Raw genomic sequence first — 20,426 nt, 5'->3', positions numbered from 1 at the left:
AATTTACTCATGACAAATCAAATTCATATTGCAGCACAATACCTAGCAACAGCCGGGATTAATTTTTTAGATAAAAAGGCAGATGATAGCCATACTAACCTTGGGTTTAATACAAAAAAAGGATATTTAGAAACATGGACATTAAGTGATATAGGGCATAAATTAGCACTTGACTACAAGTCATTCTCTCTTTATTGGTTACGTAATGAAGAGCAAATAGAAACTTTTCTTTTAGACGGTAAAACGCATAAAGAAATAGTGACATGGATTCAGAATGTAACGGAAGTTTTAGGACGGAATACTCCATATAGTTTTGCGTTACATTATGACTTACCCTATGAAAAAATAGCAGATGATTTTACGTTTGCAAAACCAGCACAAGAAGAGCTTAATGGGTTAGTAAACTTGCGTACAATCGCTCAAAATTCTTTAGAGGTCGTAGTTAAAGAATTAAATTTAGAGACAGGTATTCGGATTTGGCCACATCATTTTGATACTGGAGGTTTTATAACTTTAGATAAACCTGAAAATGTTAGTGTAGGTTTTGGTATGGCAATACCAGATACGCTAGTCGATGATTTTTATTTGTATACTAGTGGGTACAACGGGCATGAAGGTATTAGTACAGAAGAATTTAAAAAATTATCTTTAGGAAGTTGGAAAAATGAAGGTTTTAAAGGAGCTGTAAACCCTATGAGTGGTTTAGATGAAGAAAAAGTAATCGCATTTTTTAAAGAAACGATCTTAACCTATAAGGCATTATAATTTTGATAGAAAATCATTTTAAAGCTACGGATGCATTATCATTAGCTTCTTTTAAGGAGATGGATTACCTTGCGGTAGAACAGTATAATTTACCAATACCCCTGATGATGGAAAATGCAGGTTTGCAACTAGCTAATTTAATTGCATTAACTGCGAAAAAAACATCTAAAATTTTAATAGGAATAGGTAATGGTAATAATGGCGGTGGCGGTTTAGTTGCGGCTCGTAGGTTGGCCGCTTGGGGTTTTGAGGTGTATTTAGATATACCTGTCGAAATTACTAAAAATTTACCTGCAGAGCAATTAGAACGTGCGTTGCTGTTTGGGGCAAAAAAAGGAATAATAGCAGCACCAGATATTTGGGTTGATGCTTATTTAGGTTTCTCACAAAGGCTTCCATTGAGTGAAGTGTTTTTAAGTAGAATACAAACAGCTAATAGTTCTAATGCGCTTAAAATCTCATTAGATATTCCTATGGGTGTTTCTGAGGATATTACACAACCAATGTTTCAAGCAGATCAAGTGCTTACCTTGGCAGCACCTAAACAAATTCTGAATACGCTCTCTCTTAAAACTAAAATTTTTATTGCAGATATAGGAATACCTTATGGTATCTATGAAAAATTTAATATTCCTATGCCTTCTTTTTTCAAATCATAAAATAGCTAACTTTAATCCGTATGGAGCCAAAAGATAAAAAAATACAAAAAGCAGAAAGTAAATATTTAATGGAAGAATTAAATATTGATATGGATGGCTTAAAGGCATTAAAAAAGAAATTGGCTAAGGTAGAACCAAGGTCAGAACGTGGTGCAGAAACCCTGTTTAGATTAGTTTCTAAAAATCAATATACGCTAAATACAATGATTGATAGGAAGTCAAACATATTGATTTCTATAAATGCACTTATCCTTTCTATAATTTTAGGAACTGTTTATGGTCAGCTAGATGAAGATCCGCATTTAATTTATCCTGTTATCATGATGTTGCTTACCAATATTATATCCATTGCATTTGCAATTTTTGCTACTAGGCCAGAATTAAAACATGGGGAGATGCACACGAACAACTTATTGTTTTATGGGAATTTCAATACCATGAATGAAGAAGAGTATGTAACGCAGATGACTGGTTTAATGTATAAAGGAGATGAGTTGTATGAAACTATTGCAAAAGACACCTATCACCTAGGTAAAACAATAGATAGAAAGTTTAGACTTCTTCGTAAATCTTTTCATGTTTTTTTAATCGGGATTATTCTTTCGGTTATAGCTTTTCTTATGTGTCATTTATTCTTTGCATCGATGGTGTAATGTTTTTTTAAATTTTAGAATAAATAAAAAAGCTCCATAATTTACTTATGGAGCTTTTGGTTTGAAAAACTAACTAAACTTAATACCCGCTATTTTGTGTAAATTGTTTGGTTACATCCATTGTTTCCTGTGGGATAGGGAAAATTCTTCTAAAGGGTTCTGTCGCTGGTTTAGCTGTGTATGCAACATCAAAAGTGCCAAAACGGATCATTTGAGGTCTTCTTTGTAGTTCCCAATACAATTCAAACCCTATTTCTTTATACAATTGTGTTTCATCTAAAGTTGTTATTGCTTCGCCAGGAGCATTACTAAAAAGCGATTCTCGAGTTCTGCTTGTTCTTAGTGTATTTATATCCGTTAATGCATCTCCTGTTTGTCCGTTTCTAAAATAGGCTTCTGCTCGCATAGCAAACATTCCTCCTAAACGGTATAATGGAATATCAACCTTACTATTGCCATTTCCATTTTCTGGATCATATTCAAACTTAAAAATTCGTACCCCTCTGTTGATTTGATTTTGAGCAAAAACAGCCTGAGCCGGATTATCAAAGTTAAGTTCAGGAGTAAAATCCATAGGAGTAGCCGTACTTTTTTCCATCACTAATGGAGAAACTTCAATTCTACCATCGGAAGTCATAATAAAGCCTCCATTACCATCTAAAACAGGTCCGTACTGAGGTCCGTTTAAGAAACCACTATTAAAATGAAACCAAGCATTGCTTTCTGAATCAGGAACAAAATCTTCAGCAGGAACACTTACATCAGTACCATCATTCATAAACCAAGTGCCGTCACCATATTGATATTTTCTAGAAAAACGAGGATCACTTTCATTACCGCTCCAAGTAGCAAAAAACTCAGGAGTAGTGCATGCTGCATTGGTGCCTCTATTTGCAGGAGAAGGTCTTTGGTTTCTAGCTACAGATACATATCCAAAATCATTATCTCCAGAGCGTACTGCTTCAATTTCTTGAATTACAGCAAAAATCATTTCAGTACTGGATCCGTTATCAATTGAAAAATTAGAAAAATAGTTGCTTTCTAAAGCAAATTTTCCGGAATCGATTAATAGTGAAGTGTACTTAATTACTTGCTCCATATCATTACTACCAGAGGTTAATGATGCTTGCGTAAAATCAAAAGAAGAATTGCTATTGTAGCGGTCTTTAAACACCGCTCTATTTAAATACATTGTTGCTAACAAACCGTAAGCAGCCTCTTTTGTAAAACGGCCATTATAAGTAGATTGCTCTCCTAAACCGGCCAAATCTGGAAGAATAGCTTCTACTTCAACGATTAAATCATCAATGGCATCTGCTGCTTGTAAAATTTGGATGGTTTGTTCTCCTCCATAAGGATCTCTGTAGGGTGCTTGCCCATAAAGATCTAAGGTGGTATAGGTGTAAAAAGCTAATAAACCTCTAGCTTCGGCTAAAAATAACTCCTTATTGCTGGCGTCAGAATTATAAATACTCTCTACAGCTGTTAATGAGCGTGTAATTCCATTGGTTAGATAATTCCAGTTTTCAGTTGTGATACCATTGTCTGGCGCCCATGTAAACTCATGCATAGACCTCCATTTGCCACCATCTCCCCAGTCACTACCGCGTGTTGGTAACATGGCAATATCTGTGGTATACTCTTGAAGTGCAAAAACACCACCATGATCTACAAAAGTTTTATCACCTAAACGGTCATAGGCCGATGCTAGTACACCCTCTGGATCTGCTGTTTGCTCTCCTAATTCTTCATCTAAAACTACCTCTTCTAAATCTGTACAACTGGTAAAGAGTAAGCTTAGCATGAGGAAAGTAATGCTGTATATTGTTAATTTTTTCTGCGTTTTCATAGTCTATTATAATTTAAAAATTGCACCTAAAATAAATGTTCTAGAACCTGGGTAGCTAGAATAATCAATCCCTAAAGACTGATTTCCGCCACTAGATTTTGGACTATTAATTAGTGGGTCATAACCAGAATAATTGGATATAGTCAAGAGATTTTGGCCTGTAATATATAAGTTGATTCCTTCTAACCAGTTTACATTATTCACTTGTAAATTATACCCTAAACGAGCGGTGTTTAAGCGTATAAAATCTGATTTTTCTAAGTAGAAGGTAGATAGTTGAGGTGAATTTGCAGGGTTTGCACCAGTTTCATAATAGGCAGTTGAAACGTTCCTATCAGATGCCAAATTATTAATATTTAAAGCATTTAAGCCAGTGTTATTAATTAAATATCCTCCTGCTTGACCTATTAAAGAAAAAGAGAAATCAAAATTCTTATACTTCATTTGACTGTTAAAGCCGTAAGTGAATTTTGGTAAAGCACCTTCTATAATAATACGATCATCTGCAGTAATATTACCATCATTGTTGGTGTCATTAAATACATCAAACCCGTCTTCATCAAAACCTACATGTTCTAATAAGTAAAAAGAGCCAGCAGCATAACCGCTCTTATAAATATTTGCTAAAACCCCAGATTGACCAGGTCCAGAAATAGAGCCAGATAGTATTTCTGATACGGGTAAATTTTTAATTTCATTAGCTAATGTTGCGCCGTTAACATCTACATCCCAACTAAAATTTGAGTTAGAAACAAGGTTAGAGCCTACCATAAATTCCAGACCAGAATTTACAATTTCACCATCTATATTTACCCAAATATTATCAGTTGGACTTAATACCTGAGAAGGGATGTTTAATATCGCATCTGTAGTAGTTTTTTGGAAATAATCTAAGGAACCATATAATTTTCTATTCCATAAACTAAAATCTAAACCAACATTGTACTGTTCAACAACTTCCCATTTAAGATCTGGGTTAGGCGTTCTTAATACTGATATTCCATTGATTAAGGCATCATTACCATATAGGTAATACCCATCTGCTCCAGAGAGAGCATAACTAGCTTGTGTTATTTTGTTTTGCACTTCTTGGTTTCCTGTTTGACCCCAACTTGCTCTTAACTTAAGACTTTCTACAGGGCTATCTGCTAAAAATTTTTCTTCAGAAATATTCCAACCTAAAGCAAAAGAAGGAAAGTAACCATATTTACTATTTTCGCCAAAACGGGTAGAACCATCAGCACGCATAGAAGCAGTTAGTAAATATTTACCGTCAAAAGAATAATTAAACCTTCCAAAATATGACTGTAGCTCATTCTCTTGTGCAAAACCATCTACATTAATTTGTGAATTATTAGAAGTTGGGCTGTATACTGGTTTAACTCCATTGTCTTTCTCAGGAATGTTATCTAAATTAAAACTGGTTCCTGAACGTTCAAATTTCTGATAAGAAAATCCGCCTAAAACTTCTAACTTATGCTTTTCTCCTGCTAATAGGTTGTAGGTTAAGTAGTGCTCTAATAAAGTACTTTTAGATTCTAAATTATTTTGAACATACATTCCTAACGGGTTCAAATCGGTAAGGTTAGGGTATATAGTAGTGTTACGTTCTGCAATAGAGCGGTCTATTCCGTAATTCAATTTATATTCTAAACCTTTAAAAAGGCGTAAAGAAGCTTCTATGTTTCCTAAAATACGTAATGTACGTGTTTCGTCTTCATAAATGCTTAATAAGTATGCTGGGTTGTAATGCGCATTCATATTGAAATTGGTAAACTCTCCATTTTCATCAAATACAGATCTTGTAGGGTTTGCCATTAACGTATGTATAATTAATTGGCCATTAGACCCACCATCATCACTAGTAGGTACTCCGTTATCTACAGTTTCACTGGCAGTAAGGTTTACTTTAATTTTTAAACGCTTATCGTCTAAAAAACTCTCAGCAACATTTATTCTCCCAGAAGTTCGGCTGAACTCGCTGTTATTAACAATACCTTCTTGATCCATATTCCCTAAGGAAACATAATAGTTTCCACTCTCATTTGCTTTGGAGTAGGATAAGACATTACTTTTCGTAATAGCTGTTCTATAAATTTCATTTTGCCAATCTGTAGAGGCGCCATGGTCAAAAGCATCATCTGTAATGGCAGCTCTATACTCATTAGCATTTAGAAGATCCATTTTATTAGCTACTGTAGACATTCCTAAATAAGTATCTAAGGTCAAAGAGGCTTTTCCTGTTTTTCCTTTCTTTGTGGTGATAATTACCACCCCATTAGATCCTCTTGCACCATAAATTGCAGCAGCAGAGGCATCTTTCAATACATTTATAGACTCTATATCACTTGTATTTAAAAAGTTTAGAGGATTTTTAGCACTTGAGGAACCAAACCCTACGTTAGAACCAGAAGGACTCACATCATCATTAGTTAATGGTACACCATCAATAACAAACAGCGGACTACTACCACTACGGATAGAGCCAACGCCACGAATACTTACATCTATACCTGCACCAGGTTCTCCGCTTGTATTTACGACACGTACTCCGGCTACTTTACCTTGTAATAAACCATCAGGAGAAGTATTGATACCTTGTCTAAAGCTAGATTCCTTTAATTGAGTTACAGCACCCGTAACATCTGCTTTGGTTTGGCTACCATAACCAACAACAACTACTTCATTAAGCTCTGCTGCATCTGGGGTAAGTTGAGCTCTAATAGTGGTAGTAGATACAGTTACCTCTTCTGATTTATACCCGATGTATGAAATTTTTAAAATACTTCCGATACTAGTTTCTATCTGAAACTCTCCATCAAAGTTGGTAACCACTCCATTAGAAGTTCCTTTAACTTGCACGCTTGCACCAGGTAATGGAGCGTTGTTCTCGTCTAAAATAACACCTGATATAGTTTGCTGAGAAACTACACTTCTAATTATTGGAACTATTTTCTTTAGGAGTACTACGTTATTTGCAATACGATAAGAGAAACCGGCCTTAGCTCCTAAATCTTTTAAAGCATTTTCTAACGAAGTATTGTGGTAAGAAACCGTATACTTTTTACCATCTTTTATAATGTCTTCTCCATAGCTAAAATTGTATGAAGATTGTGAGCTTACTTCATTTAATAATGTAATTAAATCTGCATTTATATAATTAACTGTTATTGTGTTTTGGTTCTTTAAAGTGTCATTTGACCATCCTGTTTGGATGAAAAATAAACTTAATACTAAAAAAAGTATTGGTTTTAATTTAAAAGGAATATTTTTAAAATACATTTATTTAAGTGTTAGTGAATAATGCTTGAACATTTGCCGCAATTGTTCGTAGCAATTGCGGTTTTTTTAATTTTAATCAGTAGTAATTATTTCATTTTCATAGTGTAGATTTAAATTGGTTATATAATTTATTTGATTTAAAATGTCTTCTACACTCGCCTTTTTACCGATAAATAGAGTAAGTTTTAAAGTGTTTATTTTAGTGTTTTTTAGTGTGTTTGTAATGCCGTATTTAAGTTGAATTAAATCTAACACTTCCTTAACTTGTACCTCTTTTAAGTGTATATCTTGGTTATACCAATTAAGATTCATGATACCTTTTAGCTCTTCTTTTTTTAAAGTATTTCCTGTAGTGTGCACCTCTTCTCCAGGAATTAAATTTTCAGTGTTATTTTTGTAGCTCACTTCTACTTTTCCTGTAACAACAGCTACCCTACAGCTTTTTTCTTCCAAACGAATATGAAAAGACGTGCCTAGTACCTTTGTTTTTATTTCTCCTGATTGGATAACAAAAGGATGGTCAGGGTCTTTAGCGATATCAAAAAAAGCATTCCCTTTCAAAAGTTTTACATTCCGCTGCTCCCCGTTAAATTTTTCAGGATATTCTAAACTAGAGTTTGGAGCTAAATAGACCAGTGAACCATCGTTTAATGCAATAGAATCTAGCACATTTTCTGTTGTGATAACCAGTATATTTGAAGTAGTACTTTTATATTGAATAATAAAGGCAAGGGAAATGATAATAGCTATTGCTGCGGCATATTTTAAAAAAGTAAGGTTTAGCTTTTTTACTGGTTTTATGCTTATTTTAGATCTTATTTCATCTCTAATCTCATTTTTGTCTCCCATACTCTTTTCGTCCCAAGAAGCAGTATAGTATAATTTTAGAAGAAGAGCAGTAAGCAGTTTATTTTCAGAGGCATTCGTTTTATTGCGAACACTTTTTGAAAATAATTTTTTCAGAATAGATTTTGATTCTTGATGCATAAATGTGTTTTCTATAAGTAAGTACCAGAAAACCGCAATGCGTACTATCGCGAAATGTTACGATAAGTTTAAGCAAACATTAAGTAAATAAGAAAAACCAATAAAACCTATAAACAACCAACTCAACTGTGTCAATTCTACTTTAATTTGCCTTAATGCAGATGATAATTGATTTTTTACAGTTTGTTTAGAGAGGTTTAATTCTTCTGCAATCTGATCAATATTCATTTCCTGCAGCTTGTTCATTAAAAGAATTTCTCTCCGCTTTTCGGGTAGCTTATCCAAGAGTGGATTTAAATATTCAGTATAGTTTGATGGTGAATACTCAGGAGTATCTTCAATAAACTTTTCAATAGTTTCATCAAGTGCCGTAGTATTGAATTTTTGTTCTCGGAATGATTTTAAAACTTGGTTTTTCACAGCTCTAAACAGAAAATTTTCAATTGAAATAATCTTAACATCAGCTCTCCGTTCCCATAAATTGGTGAAAACATCTTGAATAATATTTTTTGAAAGGTTGGTGTCTCCCGTCATTTTAAAAGCGAAAACATAGAGTTTTTCCCAGTAATTAGAATATATTTTTTCAAATTCTTGGGGTGTTTTCATTTGCGGGGTTTAAATTTTTATGGTTACTGCAAATGAAGAAAATCAAACGTTAATTTATTTTAAGTAAATGTTATCTTATAATTAAATCAAATTTTTAATAGTGTTAAACGATGCTTAATTATATGTGAGTTTACATAATCTTAAACTAATGATTAAGGTTTAGTAGCTATTTTATATTATAGAATTCTCTTATTTTACAACACATAATTATCTTCAAAAAAAACACCAATTCTTTTTCTATTATAACACATATTTTAAACTTATGAAATTTTCTTTCCTAGTATTTATATTTCTTGCATTCATTACTACTTCTGTACATCCCCAAGGTAATAAGATAAACCAGACTCAAGTTATCGGTTCTCATAACAGTTATAAACAAGCAATACAGCCAAAGCTATATTCATATTTAGAAAGTAAAGACACTACGGGAGGTTTGCAAAGCTTAGAATACACACATATTACTATTCCGGCACAATTAGATTTAGGTTTACGAAATTTAGAAATTGATGTTCATGCAGATCCTAATGGGGGGAAGTATGCTAATCCTAAAGGGCTCTCCGTAGTTTCAGGAGATGATACCTATGATCAAAACCATATCATGGAGATTCCAGGATTCAAGGTTTTTCATATTATTGATATTGATTTTAGAACATCATTTTACACTTTAAGGGATTGCCTTTTGGCATTACGGGAATGGTCAGATAATAACCCAGAACACAGTACCGTTTTTATTACTTTAGAGCCAAAAGATAGTGATAAAAGTGTTTTCGGAACACAAGCAGAGCCTTTTACAGCAACTCTTTTTGATGCATTAGATACTGAGATTTTCTCTTATTTAGGGAGAAACAAAATTATAAAGCCAGATGATATTATAGGAGACTATAATACCTTAGAGAATGCTGTACATGCAGGTAATTGGCCTAGTATTGAAAAAGGAAAAGGCAAGTTTCTTTTTATTTTAGATGATAGCCATGAGAAAAAAGAGTTATATAAAAAAGGACACCCTAACTTAAAAGGCAGAGTAGCTTTCGTTAATGATGAAGCGGGTAGCCCTGAAGCTGCAGCAATGATTTTGAATGACCCTAATGATACTCGCATACCAGAATTGGTCAAAAAAGGGTATTTAATTAGGACTAGAGCAGATGCAGGTACAAAACAAGCGAGAACTAACGATTATTCAAATTTTGAGGCGGCAAAAAAATCTGGAGCACAAATTATTACTACAGATTATTATGTGCCAAGTACATTGTTTAATTCGAGCTATCAAGTGAAATTTGATGATAATAGTTATGAAAGAGCTAACCCTGTTAATGTTATAGATAATTAGTTTACTTTAAAGAAGTATAAACATTTTTTGAATTTTAGAATAATTATAACAGTCTAATTTTGATTAGGAGTAACAAGTATTTTAACTTCACTAAAAATTAATATTATGAAATTAAAAGATAAAGTAGTTTATATAACAGGAGGATCAAAAGGAATAGGGTATAGTACAGCAAAAGTATTACTTGCAGCAGGTATGAAAGTTGCTATCAGTGGCAGAACGTTGAAAAGCGTACAAGAAGCAGCTAAGAGCTTAGGAGGTGATTCTAATGTACTGGCTTTGGCATCTGATGTAACAAAGCATACAGATGAAATAAATGCCGTTGAGCAGATTATAAGTAAGTGGGGACAGTTAGATGTTGTTTTAGCAAATGCAGGAGTAGGTAATTTTGCACCTATTGATAAAATGACAGAAGATGAATGGCATCAAATGATTAATACCAATTTAAATGGTGTTTTTCATACATTAAAAGCAACTGTCGAAGAATTAAAAAAAACAGAGGGTTACTATATAACTCTAGCTAGTTTAGCTGGTACAAACTTTTTTGCTAACGGAGCAGGGTATAATGCGACTAAGTTTGGTGTAGTTGGTTTTACACAGGCAGCAATGTTAGACCTAAGACAGTATGGAATTAAAGTATCTACTATAATGCCAGGTTCTGTAGCAACAAATTTTAATGATCATGAGCCATCAGAAAAAGATGCATGGAAAATTCAACCAGAAGATATTGGAGAACTTGTTTTAGATGTTTTAAAAATGAACCCTAGAACATTACCAAGTAAAATAGAAGTGCGACCAACAAGGCCAGATCTAAAATAAAATTATACTTCTTTTTCTGTAAAAGGAATATCAGGATTAAAAATTTCTTGAATCAATTTATACAACACGCTCTTATATTCTAAGAGCGTGTTTTGATTTATATCTTCAGTAGTTTGTTTAAAATTTAATATGCCAGCGTTTAAATTTTTAAACGAAATAATACCAGCATTAATATTTTGAATAGGTTTTTCATCATTATAAAGCAGTGCATAACAAAGTAATTGAAAGGCTTTACTTTTGCTATACTCTGTAATCATTTCTTCAAAAGAACTGATTTTTACATCTCTGGCTTCTACTTTTCCAGTTTTATAATCAACAATGCGCAGTGTGCCATTAACTTCATCAATTCTATCTAACTTTCCTCTAATTCGGACTTTTGAATCTATAGTAGGCACATTTACTTCAATGTCCATACTTTGTTCTAAAGCTATAATTTTGACTTGGTTTTTTTCTATATATTTAATCTCTAGCTTAATGAAATTTTCAATATATCTTACAATAACATTGTATGCAATAAGGTTTTTTCCAAAAGCGATATTACCATCGGCATAGGTTTTTATAAAGTTGTTTTTTACAACACCATCTATCTTATCTTTTAAATTTAGTAATGAATCTTTATCTAAAACTTTTCCAATAAAAGGTTGGTATAAATCTTCTAAGCTATCATGTACAATTGTTCCGAAGGTATTTGCAGCAACACTTTCTTCAACTTCATTACTATCGTTAATTTTTAAGATACTTCTTTTATAAAAATCTAGTGGGTTACGAACATAATTAGTTAACGATGTTGGAGAAAAACCTTTTTCAGCTAATTGCTTTATTTGGTTTAATAGCTCGGCATCTTTATGAATGATTTTTAAAGTGTCTGTTGATGATTTTACCAATGCAGAAGCTGTAATTTCTGTAATATCACTTATTCTATTTTCATCAGTCAGTAATTGGCTAATTAGCCTGCTTTTTTCATTTCCATCCAGAGCATTTGGTTCTGTATTATAGAGAATGTATACGTTTTTTGCTCTCTGTAGTAATCTATAAAAGTGATATGTATAGACTGCATCTTTTTCTTTATAGGTAGGTAAACCGAAGGCGACTTTTACATCAAAAGGAATAAAAGAGTTATTTGACTTGCCAGAAGGAAGAATACCTTCATTTACAGATGTAATAATAATAGTTTCAAAATCTAGATTTCTACTTTCTAACATACCCATAATCTGAGTTCCTTGTAAAGGTTCTCCTTGAAAATCTAATGTTTCTGATGATAATAATTCTTTGTAAAGGCTTTGTAAAGATTTTATGTCAGCAATAAATGGATGTTGTTGTATTAGTATCGTAATCTGATTAAATAAGGTGTGGAATCGATATAAATACTCTAATTCTAAATTGTTTTCTTGCTCTTGAAATTTAATTTTTAAGGTATTTATTAATCCTAAACAATCGTTTAAAAATATAGTATTCGAAAATTGTTTCTTAGAAAATAATACTTGTAAAATTTTCGTATGATTTGGTGCAATAGCATAAATCTGTTCGCTTTTAACGTAAGCCCAATTTTTAGCTTTTATTGTATTGCTAATCTTTGTAGCAATATTCTCGTCATCTATATCTAATAGCTGCTGAATATAAGGGTTACTTAAAATATTTAAAACATGTTGATAAAACCAACCGTTAACGTCTTTAGATAGCCATAGTTCAAAAAATAAACTATACATACCAGCTAAAGTTGTTTTGTTTATAGGATAACCCATCGTAATGTTTATACGAGAAATTTCTTCAGGTATGGCATTCATTACTGGGTTTAAAAGATTTTCATCACCTAATACAACAGCTGTTTGTTTTAATAATTCGGGTTGTGTAGTGTGTAATTTTTTTAAAATGTTACCGACATAATTAGCTTGCGAAACATTTTTAGGTACACCAATAATCTTAATATTTTTTTTGGTAAGATAATGGCTGCTTATCCCTTTAAGTTTATTACTTGCAAAGTATGGCCAATTTTTTTTATGTTGACGAATAAAATAACTAGCATCGTGTATTGTATCTTCTAAAAAGTAAGAATCTAAATCCCAATAGATACTTGAGCTTGGTAATTTTAATATTTCTTGAATAATATTTTCTTCAGCTTTGTTAAGTGCATTAAAGCCAATAAAAATTATTTCTTTATCGGTATTAGATTCAAGGTATTTGTGAAGTTTGTTATTTGCAGCTCTATAAATATAACCTTGTGTTCCTATTTCTTGTTCTAAAAGCGAGGCGTTAAAATTTTTATATAAACCATCAAGGTTGCTCCAAAACCTCAAATAATCATCAATCATAGGTGTTTTTTCTGCTTCCATATAGGTGTTCATTTCTTGAACGGCAGATAGATGATCAAATATTTTATCAGTATCAATTAAGTAACGATCTATTTCGTTAAAATCTTGCAATATGGTTTGTCCCCATTTTGAAAAGCTTAAGAATGAATCTTTTTCTTTTTCTTTAGTGGTGTTTATATATGAATTATATAAAGCAAAAATCTGTTCTGTACTTGTTGCGTATGTTAGTTCAGATATTTTTTCGACAAAGGTTTCTATGCTATAAATTTCGGGTGCAAATATTGTTTTGCCTGTTATGTTAGCGATACTATTTTTTAAAAACGTACCAGCTCTTTTACTAGGCAATACAAATATGGTATTAGAAATATCTTTTTCTTTCGATACTAATTCCTGAACAACACCTTCTATAAAACTTTGCATAGTATAAAAATAAAAAAAGCTCCGCAATTGCGGAGCTTTTAAATATAATTTTGAATTTAATCTTTAGTAAGTACTAATTACTTTACCAAGTTAATTTCAACTCTTCTATTTTGTGTTCTACCAGATCTTGTACTGTTAGAAGCGATAGGCTTATCTTCACCGTAACCTACAGCAGATAATCTAAATTCTTCGATTCCTTTTTCTACTAAAAATTCTTTTACAGAAAGAGCACGAGATTCAGATAAACTTTGGTTCAATTTAGCAGAACCAACGCTATCAGTGTGACCTTCTACTGTAAATTTAGCATTAGGATATTCTTTTAAGATTGTGATAATGTCAACCATAACTGAAGTAGATTCAGCTTTGATAGAAGATTTACCAGTATCAAATAAGATAGTTCTTGCATAGTCATTCAATTGCTTCTGAACTTCTTCAGTTACTTCAGGACAACCTTTGTTAGCAACAGTACCAGCAACTTCTGGACAAGCATCATCTTTATCTAAAACACCATCGTTATCTTTATCAGTGTAAGGACAACCTTTGTTAGCAGCAGGACCAGCTTCAGAAGGACAAGCGTCATCTTTATCAGCAACACCATCACCATCAGCATCAGGACATCCATTCATTGCAGCAGTACCAGCCTCAGAAGGACAAGCATCATCTTTATCAGCAACACCGTCACCGTCAGCATCAGGACAACCATTCATTTCTTTAGATCCAGCTTCGTTAGGACAAGCATCTTTGCTATCCTCGATACCATCACCATCAGCATCAGGACATCCGTTGAAAGCTTCTAAACCAGCAACTTCTGGACAAGCATCATCTTTGTCATAAACACCATCACCATCTGTATCAGTACCACCAAATTTGATGTTAAGACCAGCTAAATGTTGGAAATGTTTAACAGCATCATCTTCAAAAGCATGCTTGTAAGTAGTTTGTAATGATAAACCGATGTTTTCAGTAAACCAGAAGTTTACACCAACACCACCGTTAGCAGTACCAAAACCTTGCTCATCAACCCAAGTATAACCACCACCGATTTCTACGAAAGGATCAACAACAGTATTTTTTAAAATATTGTATTTAATAGTACCATCAACAGCGTAGTAAGATAAATCATCAACAGACGTATCACCAAACTTGTCAATTCTATTTAAAGAACCTCTAGCTCCAACAGAGAAACCATCACCTACGAATCTAGAAACAGATACATAAGAAATAGAAGGAAGAATGTTCCAGTGATCAGTAGCGTTGAAATATTCATTTCCAAAAGAACTTACATCACTAGTTGGGTAAACATCAACTGCGTTTACACCAAAACCAACTAGCCATGGGTTATTCTCGTCTTGCGCTTGAATGCTGTTAAATCCTACGAAAAGTAAGACAACAACCAATAATTTGCTAAGATGTTTCATTTTATAATATTTAAGTTTAAGGGTTTATTAGCTGCAAATGTAAGTTGTTATGATTTATTAACAAAATCAATTTCATATTTTTTTTTAACACGTTTCGTAAGAAAAATAACGCATTTAAACGACTTTAAGTAATTTTCCAACTTCTATAAATGAAGATATGGCGTGGTCTAAATGCTCTTTGCTGTGTGCAGCAGATAGTTGTACCCTTATTCTGGCTTTACCTTTTGGCACAACAGGATAAAAGAAGCCTATTACATAAATGCCTTTTTCTAGAAGTAAATCGGCCATTTGTTGTGATAGTTTTGCATCGTAAAGCATTACTGGAACTATAGCAGAATCTCCTTCTACGATATCAAAACCGGCATTTTTCATCCCTTTTTTAAAGTATTTAGTGTTTTCCTCTAGTTTATCTCTTAAAGTTGTATCGGTTTTAAGCATGTCAAAAACCTTAATAGAAGCACCAACTATTGCAGGGGCTAAAGAATTTGAGAACAAATAAGGTCTAGATCGTTGCCTTAGCATTTCAATAATTTCTTTTTTGCCAGTTGTATAGCCGCCCATTGCACCGCCTAAAGCTTTACCAAGTGTGCCTGTAATAATATCAATTCTACCCATTACACCTTTTTCTTCAAGTGTACCCCTGCCTGTTTCTCCTATAAAACCTGCAGAGTGACATTCATCTATCATTACAAGTGCATCATATTTGTCAGCTAAATCACAAATCTTATCTAATGGAGCTAAAATACCATCCATTGAAAACACACCGTCGGTAACAATAATTTTAAAACGCGCACCATCTTCATTGGCTTGCTTTAATTGCTTTTCTAAATCTGCCATATCACTATTTGCATAACGATAACGTTTTGACTTACATAAACGAACACCGTCTATAATAGATGCGTGATTAAGTGAATCTGAAATTATTGCATCTTCGGCAGAAAGTAAGGGCTCAAATACACCACCGTTAGCATCAAAAGCAGCAGCATATAATATAGTATCTTCTGTTTGATAAAAATCAGCTATAGTATGTTCTAATGTTTTATGAATATCTTGAGTACCACAAATAAAACGAACTGATGACATTCCAAAGCCGTGTGTGTCTAAAGCATCTTTAGCTGCTTGCACAACATCTGGATGAGATGATAGTCCTAAATAATTGTTGGCACAAAAGTTTATTACTTCTTCACCAGTACTAATTTTTATTACAGCATCTTGTGGTGATGTAATTATTCTTTCTTTTTTAAATAAACCAGACTCTTTAATTGTCTCAAGTTCTTCAGCTAAATAATCTTTTATTTTTCCGTACATATTTTTAAATAAATTCTGGGGTTATTACATCGTTTATATAAATGATGATTTTACCGTTAACATGGTAGTTCATTTCTTCTAGTGCATTGGCATAAGAATCTATCTGATCTTTGTATGCAATATTTCTTTGTCCTGTTTTGTAATCTATAATGGTTGCATTATTGCCATCAAAAACAATTCTATCAGGTCGCAAAATTATACCATTTTTAGTGATTATATCTGTTTCGTTTTTTATAATCATATCCTTAGTATATAACTCTTGTAATTTCGGATGCTCAATTATAGATAAAATTTTAATTTTTAGTGTAGCAGCTTCTTCTTCATTTAAAGAGCCATTGTTTATTAATTTTTTAAAACAACCCTCTACATCATCTTTAGTTTCTATTAAGCTTAAAATTTGGTGTATAGTGTTTCCTTTATTAATAGCAGCTTCAGTAGTCGTTTCCCAAAGTGTGCCAGCGGTTGTTACAATATTAAAACTAGATCTTTCTTTATATGAGTATTGAAAAGGAATAGTTTCTTGTGTATTACTTTGGGCTTTAATCTTATCATTTATCGAAAAGGCACCAAACTCATAATTTAGTTTATCTGCCTGCCACATTCCTTTGTCAATTAAATACTTTATAAATAAACCAGAGTAATAATCTGTTTTAGGGTTTGATTTTGCATCAATATCTTTTTTAGAAATAATATATAATGCTTTTACGGCTCTAGTGAGTGCAACGTATAATACATTAAAGGAATCTAGTTCTAGTTTTTGTTGTTCATCTTCAAAAAGTGCTTCAGCATATTCGCTATAATTTATAACCTCTTTATTTTTATTGATAAGTACCTCGCTATAATCATTGTATTCTTCCTTATTAATAGGTAACCACATTTTTGGTTTTATATCCTTATATATATAGGAGTCAGCAAAAGGGAAAATTACAACAGGAAACTCTAACCCTTTTGATTTATGTACCGTCATTATTTGTACAGCATTCATTGATAATGGAGCACTAATACTTAGTTTATCTCTTTTCTTTTCCCAATATTCAATAAATAAAGATGTGCTGACACCTTGTTTATGCTCTACATCTATAACCTCATCAAGTAAATAGGTAACATAAGCATCAGAATCTTTAATAAGGTCGAATGATTTTATTGCTTGCTCAAAACCATCAAAAACAGATTGTTGTTTTAATTTTGCAATACTAAAGTTAAAATCGTTTAAAAGGTGCTTTTCAAGAGACCTTAAATGTTTATTGACGTAAGAATGCAGATGTTGCTCATTGTCGCCATTTAAAAAATATAGAATTTGATAGGCAATATCTAAATCTTCAGGTGTTGTGCTATATTTTATAAGATTGATTAAAAAGTTAACTTTTGTATTGCTTTTAAGTAGTAGGGTTTCTGAAGATATAATAGGTATATCATTTTCAGTTAAAAAATCAGCTAATAATACGCCGTCTTTTTTATTCCGAACAAGAATACAAATATCACTTAACGGATGTTTATTTTCTTCGATAGATCGAATAGATTGTAAAACTTCATTACAATAAAGTTCATTTCCGTTTTTATCTTCTTCCTCTATAAATGTAAGTTGTACAAAACCACCTTTTTTGTGGTTGTATAATTGTTGATTTCCTTCCTCAAATAATTTGCTGTAGGTAGTATTATTTAACTGCCCGTTTAAGGTTGTAAAAAAATCATTATTAAACTTTATTACTTCCTCATAACTTCGGTAGTTTGATGGTAGGTTTTCTACGTTAGGTTCTATAAAAAAAGGATTCTTTTGTTTATTTACTAAGTCTAAAAATTGTTCAGCTTTACCACCTCTCCATCGATAAATAGCTTGTTTAGCATCTCCTACCAAAAGTAAGGAGCCAGAATTACCAACTTCATCTTTACTTTCTATAGCATTACCTATTAAAGGTATAAGGTTTGTCCACTGTAATTCAGAAGTGTCTTGAAATTCATCAATAAAGTAATGACGATATTTTTCACCCAAACGTTCGTATATAAAAGGTACAGGTTGATTTTTAATTTCTTTTGAAATAATAGAGTTAAATGTTGATAAGGGAATTTCATCGCGTTCTAATTCTATATTTTTAACTTCTTTCTTTAAAGCATTTAAAACAGTAAAAGGGACAATATTTTTATAAGCGTTTTTTAAAAAAGATAAATTAAAAAAAGTTTCTTTTATACTTTGAAAAGATGTGTTTAGACTGGAGTGTAAACCATCAATAGATGCCTTTTTATCTTCAGGACAAGTTTTTGTGTAAAGCGATGTGTTTTCAAAATCTTGCTTCCAAGCGGCATTAAAATTTACAGTACTTTTTAAGACTTTTACATCTGCCATAAATTTTGGAAAATAGGAAGATCTAAAGTCACTAAATTCTAAACCATTTGAGGCTATCAACTCTAAAGCTTCCGATGCCATATTTTTCAGAGTTTCTTCAGCTACTTTGATTTTCTTTTTTAAATGATTTTTTAAATCATTAAAGTCAGATAATTCTTTGTGAATTAAATTTTCTAAATGGTGCTCATGCTTTTCTTTAAACAAGAGTTCTTTTCCCATGTCAAATATATCTAAAGATACATCCCAGCTTTTATCATCATCAGCCTTTTCTAAAGCAAACTCGATTAATACCTTTGTTAATTCTTTATCAGTACCTGCTTTATTTACCAACCTTGCAACGGCTTCACTTAGTACAAGATCTGTATCTAAAATAACTTCAAAATTCTGCGGAAGTTTTAAATCTTTTGCGAAAGTTCGAATAAGCCTGTGTGTGAATTTATCAATTGTAGAAACATCAAAAAAAGCATAATTATGAAGGATTTTTTTAAGTGTAATTTTTGCTCTTTTCTGTAGTGTGGCACCTTCTATTTTTAATTCTTCTGAAATAGACAGAAACATTGGTGGTGCATTCTTTATGTCTTTTACATTTCCAAACTCAAATAAGCTACCTAAAATACGCTCTTTCATTTCATTCACTGCCTTGTTGGTGAATGTGATAGCTAGAATTTCACGATAATTTGCAGTTGAATCTCCTGCAAGAATAATTTTCAAGTAAGATTTTGCTAAAGTGTAAGTCTTTCCTGAGCCTGCAGAAGCATTGTATATGTTGTAAGAAGAGTTTTGCACCTACTTTTTACCTGCAAATTACGGAATCTTCTACAGTTCTTAACAAATTATTAGTGTAATTAGTTTATGAATGTCTTAACTTTGTTACACAACGATTTATTAATTAAAAACTTATAATTATGGCCTTTGAATTACCAAAATTACCATACGCATACGATGCACTAGAACCTAATGTAGATGCTCGCACTATGGAAATTCACCATACAAAACACCATAACGGTTATACAACAAATTTAAATAATGCTATTGCGGGTACAGATTTAGAAAATAAATCTATCGACGCTATTTTAGAAAATTTAGATATGAGTAATAATGCTGTTCGAAATAACGGTGGTGGTTTCTACAATCACTCATTATTTTGGGAAGTAATGTCTCCAAACGGAGGAGGAACTCCTTCAGGTGAGTTAGCTTCAGCAATTGATGCAGCTTTCGGATCTTTCGAAGCTTTTAAAGATGCATTTTCTAAAGCAGCAGGAACAAGATTTGGTTCTGGTTGGGCTTGGCTTTGTGTACATAAAGGTGGTAAGGTAGAGGTTTGTTCTACTCCAAACCAAGATAACCCATTAATGCCTGGTACAGGTTGTGGTGGTTTTCCTATTTTAGGTTTAGATGTTTGGGAACATGCTTACTATTTAAACTACCAAAACAGAAGACCAGATTACATTAATGCATTTTTTAATGTAATTAACTGGGAAAAGGTTTCTGCATTATATGCTGATAATAAATAAGAGGTAATATTACGTTACATTCTTTTCAATAAAAAAGCCCGTTAGAAGATTACTTCTAACGGGCTTTTTGTTTCTATAAAATAGAAAAGGATGGAGAAGTCTCCATCCTTTTCATCCCAAATCTTACCATAAACTTAACCTACTTATGCTATGGCTCTGCTAAGTTACTGGT

The 20,426-nt window shown here is 32.4% G+C and carries 14 protein-coding genes; 6 read left to right on the top strand and 8 right to left on the bottom strand.

Features of this window, described 5'->3' with window-relative positions; genetic code table 11:
* Nucleotides 1-9: 9 nt before the first annotated feature.
* From H0I23_RS13590 to H0I23_RS13580, 3 genes are read left to right on the top strand one after another with little or no spacing between them, the layout of a single operon-like run.
* Nucleotides 10-765 (top strand): hypothetical protein, encoded by a 756-nt coding sequence (locus tag H0I23_RS13590; RefSeq protein ID WP_216783841.1) that lies wholly within the window; start codon nucleotides 10-12, stop codon nucleotides 763-765.
* A gap of 2 nt (nucleotides 766-767) precedes the next feature.
* Complete coding sequence (locus tag H0I23_RS13585) at nucleotides 768-1,424, top strand: NAD(P)H-hydrate epimerase (protein WP_216783840.1); 657 nt, start codon at nucleotides 768-770, stop codon at nucleotides 1,422-1,424.
* A gap of 20 nt (nucleotides 1,425-1,444) precedes the next feature.
* Entirely contained in the window at nucleotides 1,445-2,077 is a 633-nt protein-coding gene (locus H0I23_RS13580; RefSeq protein ID WP_216783839.1) for a Pycsar system effector family protein, read from the top strand.
* 79 nt (nucleotides 2,078-2,156) lie between these two features.
* Here H0I23_RS13580 and H0I23_RS13575 read toward each other — a convergent pair whose 3' ends face one another.
* The 4 genes from H0I23_RS13575 to H0I23_RS13560 form a co-directional block, all read right to left on the bottom strand.
* On the bottom strand, nucleotides 2,157-3,926 hold the full coding sequence (locus H0I23_RS13575; RefSeq protein ID WP_216783838.1) for a RagB/SusD family nutrient uptake outer membrane protein: 1,770 nt from the start codon (nucleotides 3,924-3,926) through the stop codon (nucleotides 2,157-2,159).
* A gap of 6 nt (nucleotides 3,927-3,932) precedes the next feature.
* A complete protein-coding gene (locus H0I23_RS13570; protein ID WP_216783837.1) occupies nucleotides 3,933-7,208 on the bottom strand; it encodes a TonB-dependent receptor in 3,276 nt (1,091 codons plus the stop codon).
* A 72-nt stretch (nucleotides 7,209-7,280) separates the two neighbouring features.
* Nucleotides 7,281-8,195 carry a FecR family protein gene (locus H0I23_RS13565; RefSeq protein ID WP_216783836.1) on the bottom strand — a complete coding sequence of 305 codons (915 nt, stop codon included), beginning with the start codon at nucleotides 8,193-8,195 and terminating at the stop codon, nucleotides 7,281-7,283.
* 57 nt (nucleotides 8,196-8,252) lie between these two features.
* On the bottom strand, nucleotides 8,253-8,801 hold the full coding sequence (locus H0I23_RS13560; protein WP_216783835.1) for a sigma-70 family RNA polymerase sigma factor: 549 nt from the start codon (nucleotides 8,799-8,801) through the stop codon (nucleotides 8,253-8,255).
* 262 nt (nucleotides 8,802-9,063) lie between these two features.
* Between H0I23_RS13560 and H0I23_RS13555 the strand changes: the two genes are divergently transcribed.
* Entirely contained in the window at nucleotides 9,064-10,128 is a 1,065-nt protein-coding gene (locus H0I23_RS13555; RefSeq protein ID WP_216783834.1) for a phosphatidylinositol-specific phospholipase C1-like protein, read from the top strand.
* A 105-nt stretch (nucleotides 10,129-10,233) separates the two neighbouring features.
* Nucleotides 10,234-10,944, top strand: a complete 711-nt coding sequence (locus tag H0I23_RS13550; RefSeq protein ID WP_216783833.1) for an SDR family oxidoreductase — start codon at nucleotides 10,234-10,236, stop codon at nucleotides 10,942-10,944.
* A gap of 2 nt (nucleotides 10,945-10,946) precedes the next feature.
* Here the strand turns inward: H0I23_RS13550 and H0I23_RS13545 are convergent, their stop codons facing one another.
* The 4 genes from H0I23_RS13545 to H0I23_RS13530 all read right to left on the bottom strand — a co-directional run bounded on the left by H0I23_RS13545 (nucleotide 10,947) and on the right by H0I23_RS13530 (nucleotide 19,526).
* Complete coding sequence (locus tag H0I23_RS13545) at nucleotides 10,947-13,673, bottom strand: PD-(D/E)XK nuclease family protein (RefSeq protein ID WP_216783832.1); 2,727 nt, start codon at nucleotides 13,671-13,673, stop codon at nucleotides 10,947-10,949.
* Between the two features lie 77 nt (nucleotides 13,674-13,750).
* Complete coding sequence (locus H0I23_RS13540) at nucleotides 13,751-15,091, bottom strand: OmpA family protein (RefSeq protein ID WP_216783831.1); 1,341 nt, start codon at nucleotides 15,089-15,091, stop codon at nucleotides 13,751-13,753.
* 114 nt (nucleotides 15,092-15,205) lie between these two features.
* On the bottom strand, nucleotides 15,206-16,399 hold the full coding sequence (gene kbl, locus H0I23_RS13535) for a glycine C-acetyltransferase (RefSeq protein ID WP_216783830.1): 1,194 nt from the start codon (nucleotides 16,397-16,399) through the stop codon (nucleotides 15,206-15,208).
* Nucleotides 16,400-16,403: 4 nt separating this feature from the next.
* Complete coding sequence (locus tag H0I23_RS13530; RefSeq protein WP_216783829.1) at nucleotides 16,404-19,526, bottom strand: exodeoxyribonuclease V subunit beta; 3,123 nt, start codon at nucleotides 19,524-19,526, stop codon at nucleotides 16,404-16,406.
* A 119-nt stretch (nucleotides 19,527-19,645) separates the two neighbouring features.
* Here H0I23_RS13530 and H0I23_RS13525 point away from each other — a divergent pair, with 119 nt between their 5' ends.
* Nucleotides 19,646-20,254: a superoxide dismutase gene (locus tag H0I23_RS13525; protein WP_216783828.1), complete on the top strand. Its 609-nt coding sequence runs from the start codon at nucleotides 19,646-19,648 to the stop codon at nucleotides 20,252-20,254.
* The last annotated feature ends 172 nt before the right edge of the window (nucleotides 20,255-20,426 follow it).

This window comes from Cellulophaga sp. HaHaR_3_176, from assembly GCF_019021925.1.
Taxonomy (GTDB): domain Bacteria; phylum Bacteroidota; class Bacteroidia; order Flavobacteriales; family Flavobacteriaceae; genus Cellulophaga.
The sequence above is the reverse complement of the archived record's forward strand: the minus strand, read 5'-3'. Positions and strand labels throughout refer to the sequence as shown.

What these genes read in the sequence shown, in the direction of transcription:
- H0I23_RS13590 (WP_216783841.1), top strand. Translation starts at nt 10, where the DNA reads ATGACAAATCAAATTCATATTGCAGCACAATACCTAGCAACAGCCGGG.
- H0I23_RS13580 (WP_216783839.1), top strand. Translation starts at nt 1,445, where the DNA reads ATGGAGCCAAAAGATAAAAAAATACAAAAAGCAGAAAGTAAATATTTA.
- H0I23_RS13575 (WP_216783838.1), bottom strand. Translation starts at nt 3,926, where the DNA reads ATGAAAACGCAGAAAAAATTAACAATATACAGCATTACTTTCCTCATG.
- H0I23_RS13570 (WP_216783837.1), bottom strand. Translation starts at nt 7,208, where the DNA reads ATGTATTTTAAAAATATTCCTTTTAAATTAAAACCAATACTTTTTTTA.
- H0I23_RS13565 (WP_216783836.1), bottom strand. Translation starts at nt 8,195, where the DNA reads ATGCATCAAGAATCAAAATCTATTCTGAAAAAATTATTTTCAAAAAGT.
- H0I23_RS13560 (WP_216783835.1), bottom strand. Translation starts at nt 8,801, where the DNA reads ATGAAAACACCCCAAGAATTTGAAAAAATATATTCTAATTACTGGGAA.
- H0I23_RS13555 (WP_216783834.1), top strand. Translation starts at nt 9,064, where the DNA reads ATGAAATTTTCTTTCCTAGTATTTATATTTCTTGCATTCATTACTACT.
- H0I23_RS13550 (WP_216783833.1), top strand. Translation starts at nt 10,234, where the DNA reads ATGAAATTAAAAGATAAAGTAGTTTATATAACAGGAGGATCAAAAGGA.
- H0I23_RS13545 (WP_216783832.1), bottom strand. Translation starts at nt 13,673, where the DNA reads ATGCAAAGTTTTATAGAAGGTGTTGTTCAGGAATTAGTATCGAAAGAA.
- H0I23_RS13540 (WP_216783831.1), bottom strand. Translation starts at nt 15,091, where the DNA reads ATGAAACATCTTAGCAAATTATTGGTTGTTGTCTTACTTTTCGTAGGA.
- kbl (WP_216783830.1), bottom strand. Translation starts at nt 16,399, where the DNA reads ATGTACGGAAAAATAAAAGATTATTTAGCTGAAGAACTTGAGACAATT.
- H0I23_RS13525 (WP_216783828.1), top strand. Translation starts at nt 19,646, where the DNA reads ATGGCCTTTGAATTACCAAAATTACCATACGCATACGATGCACTAGAA.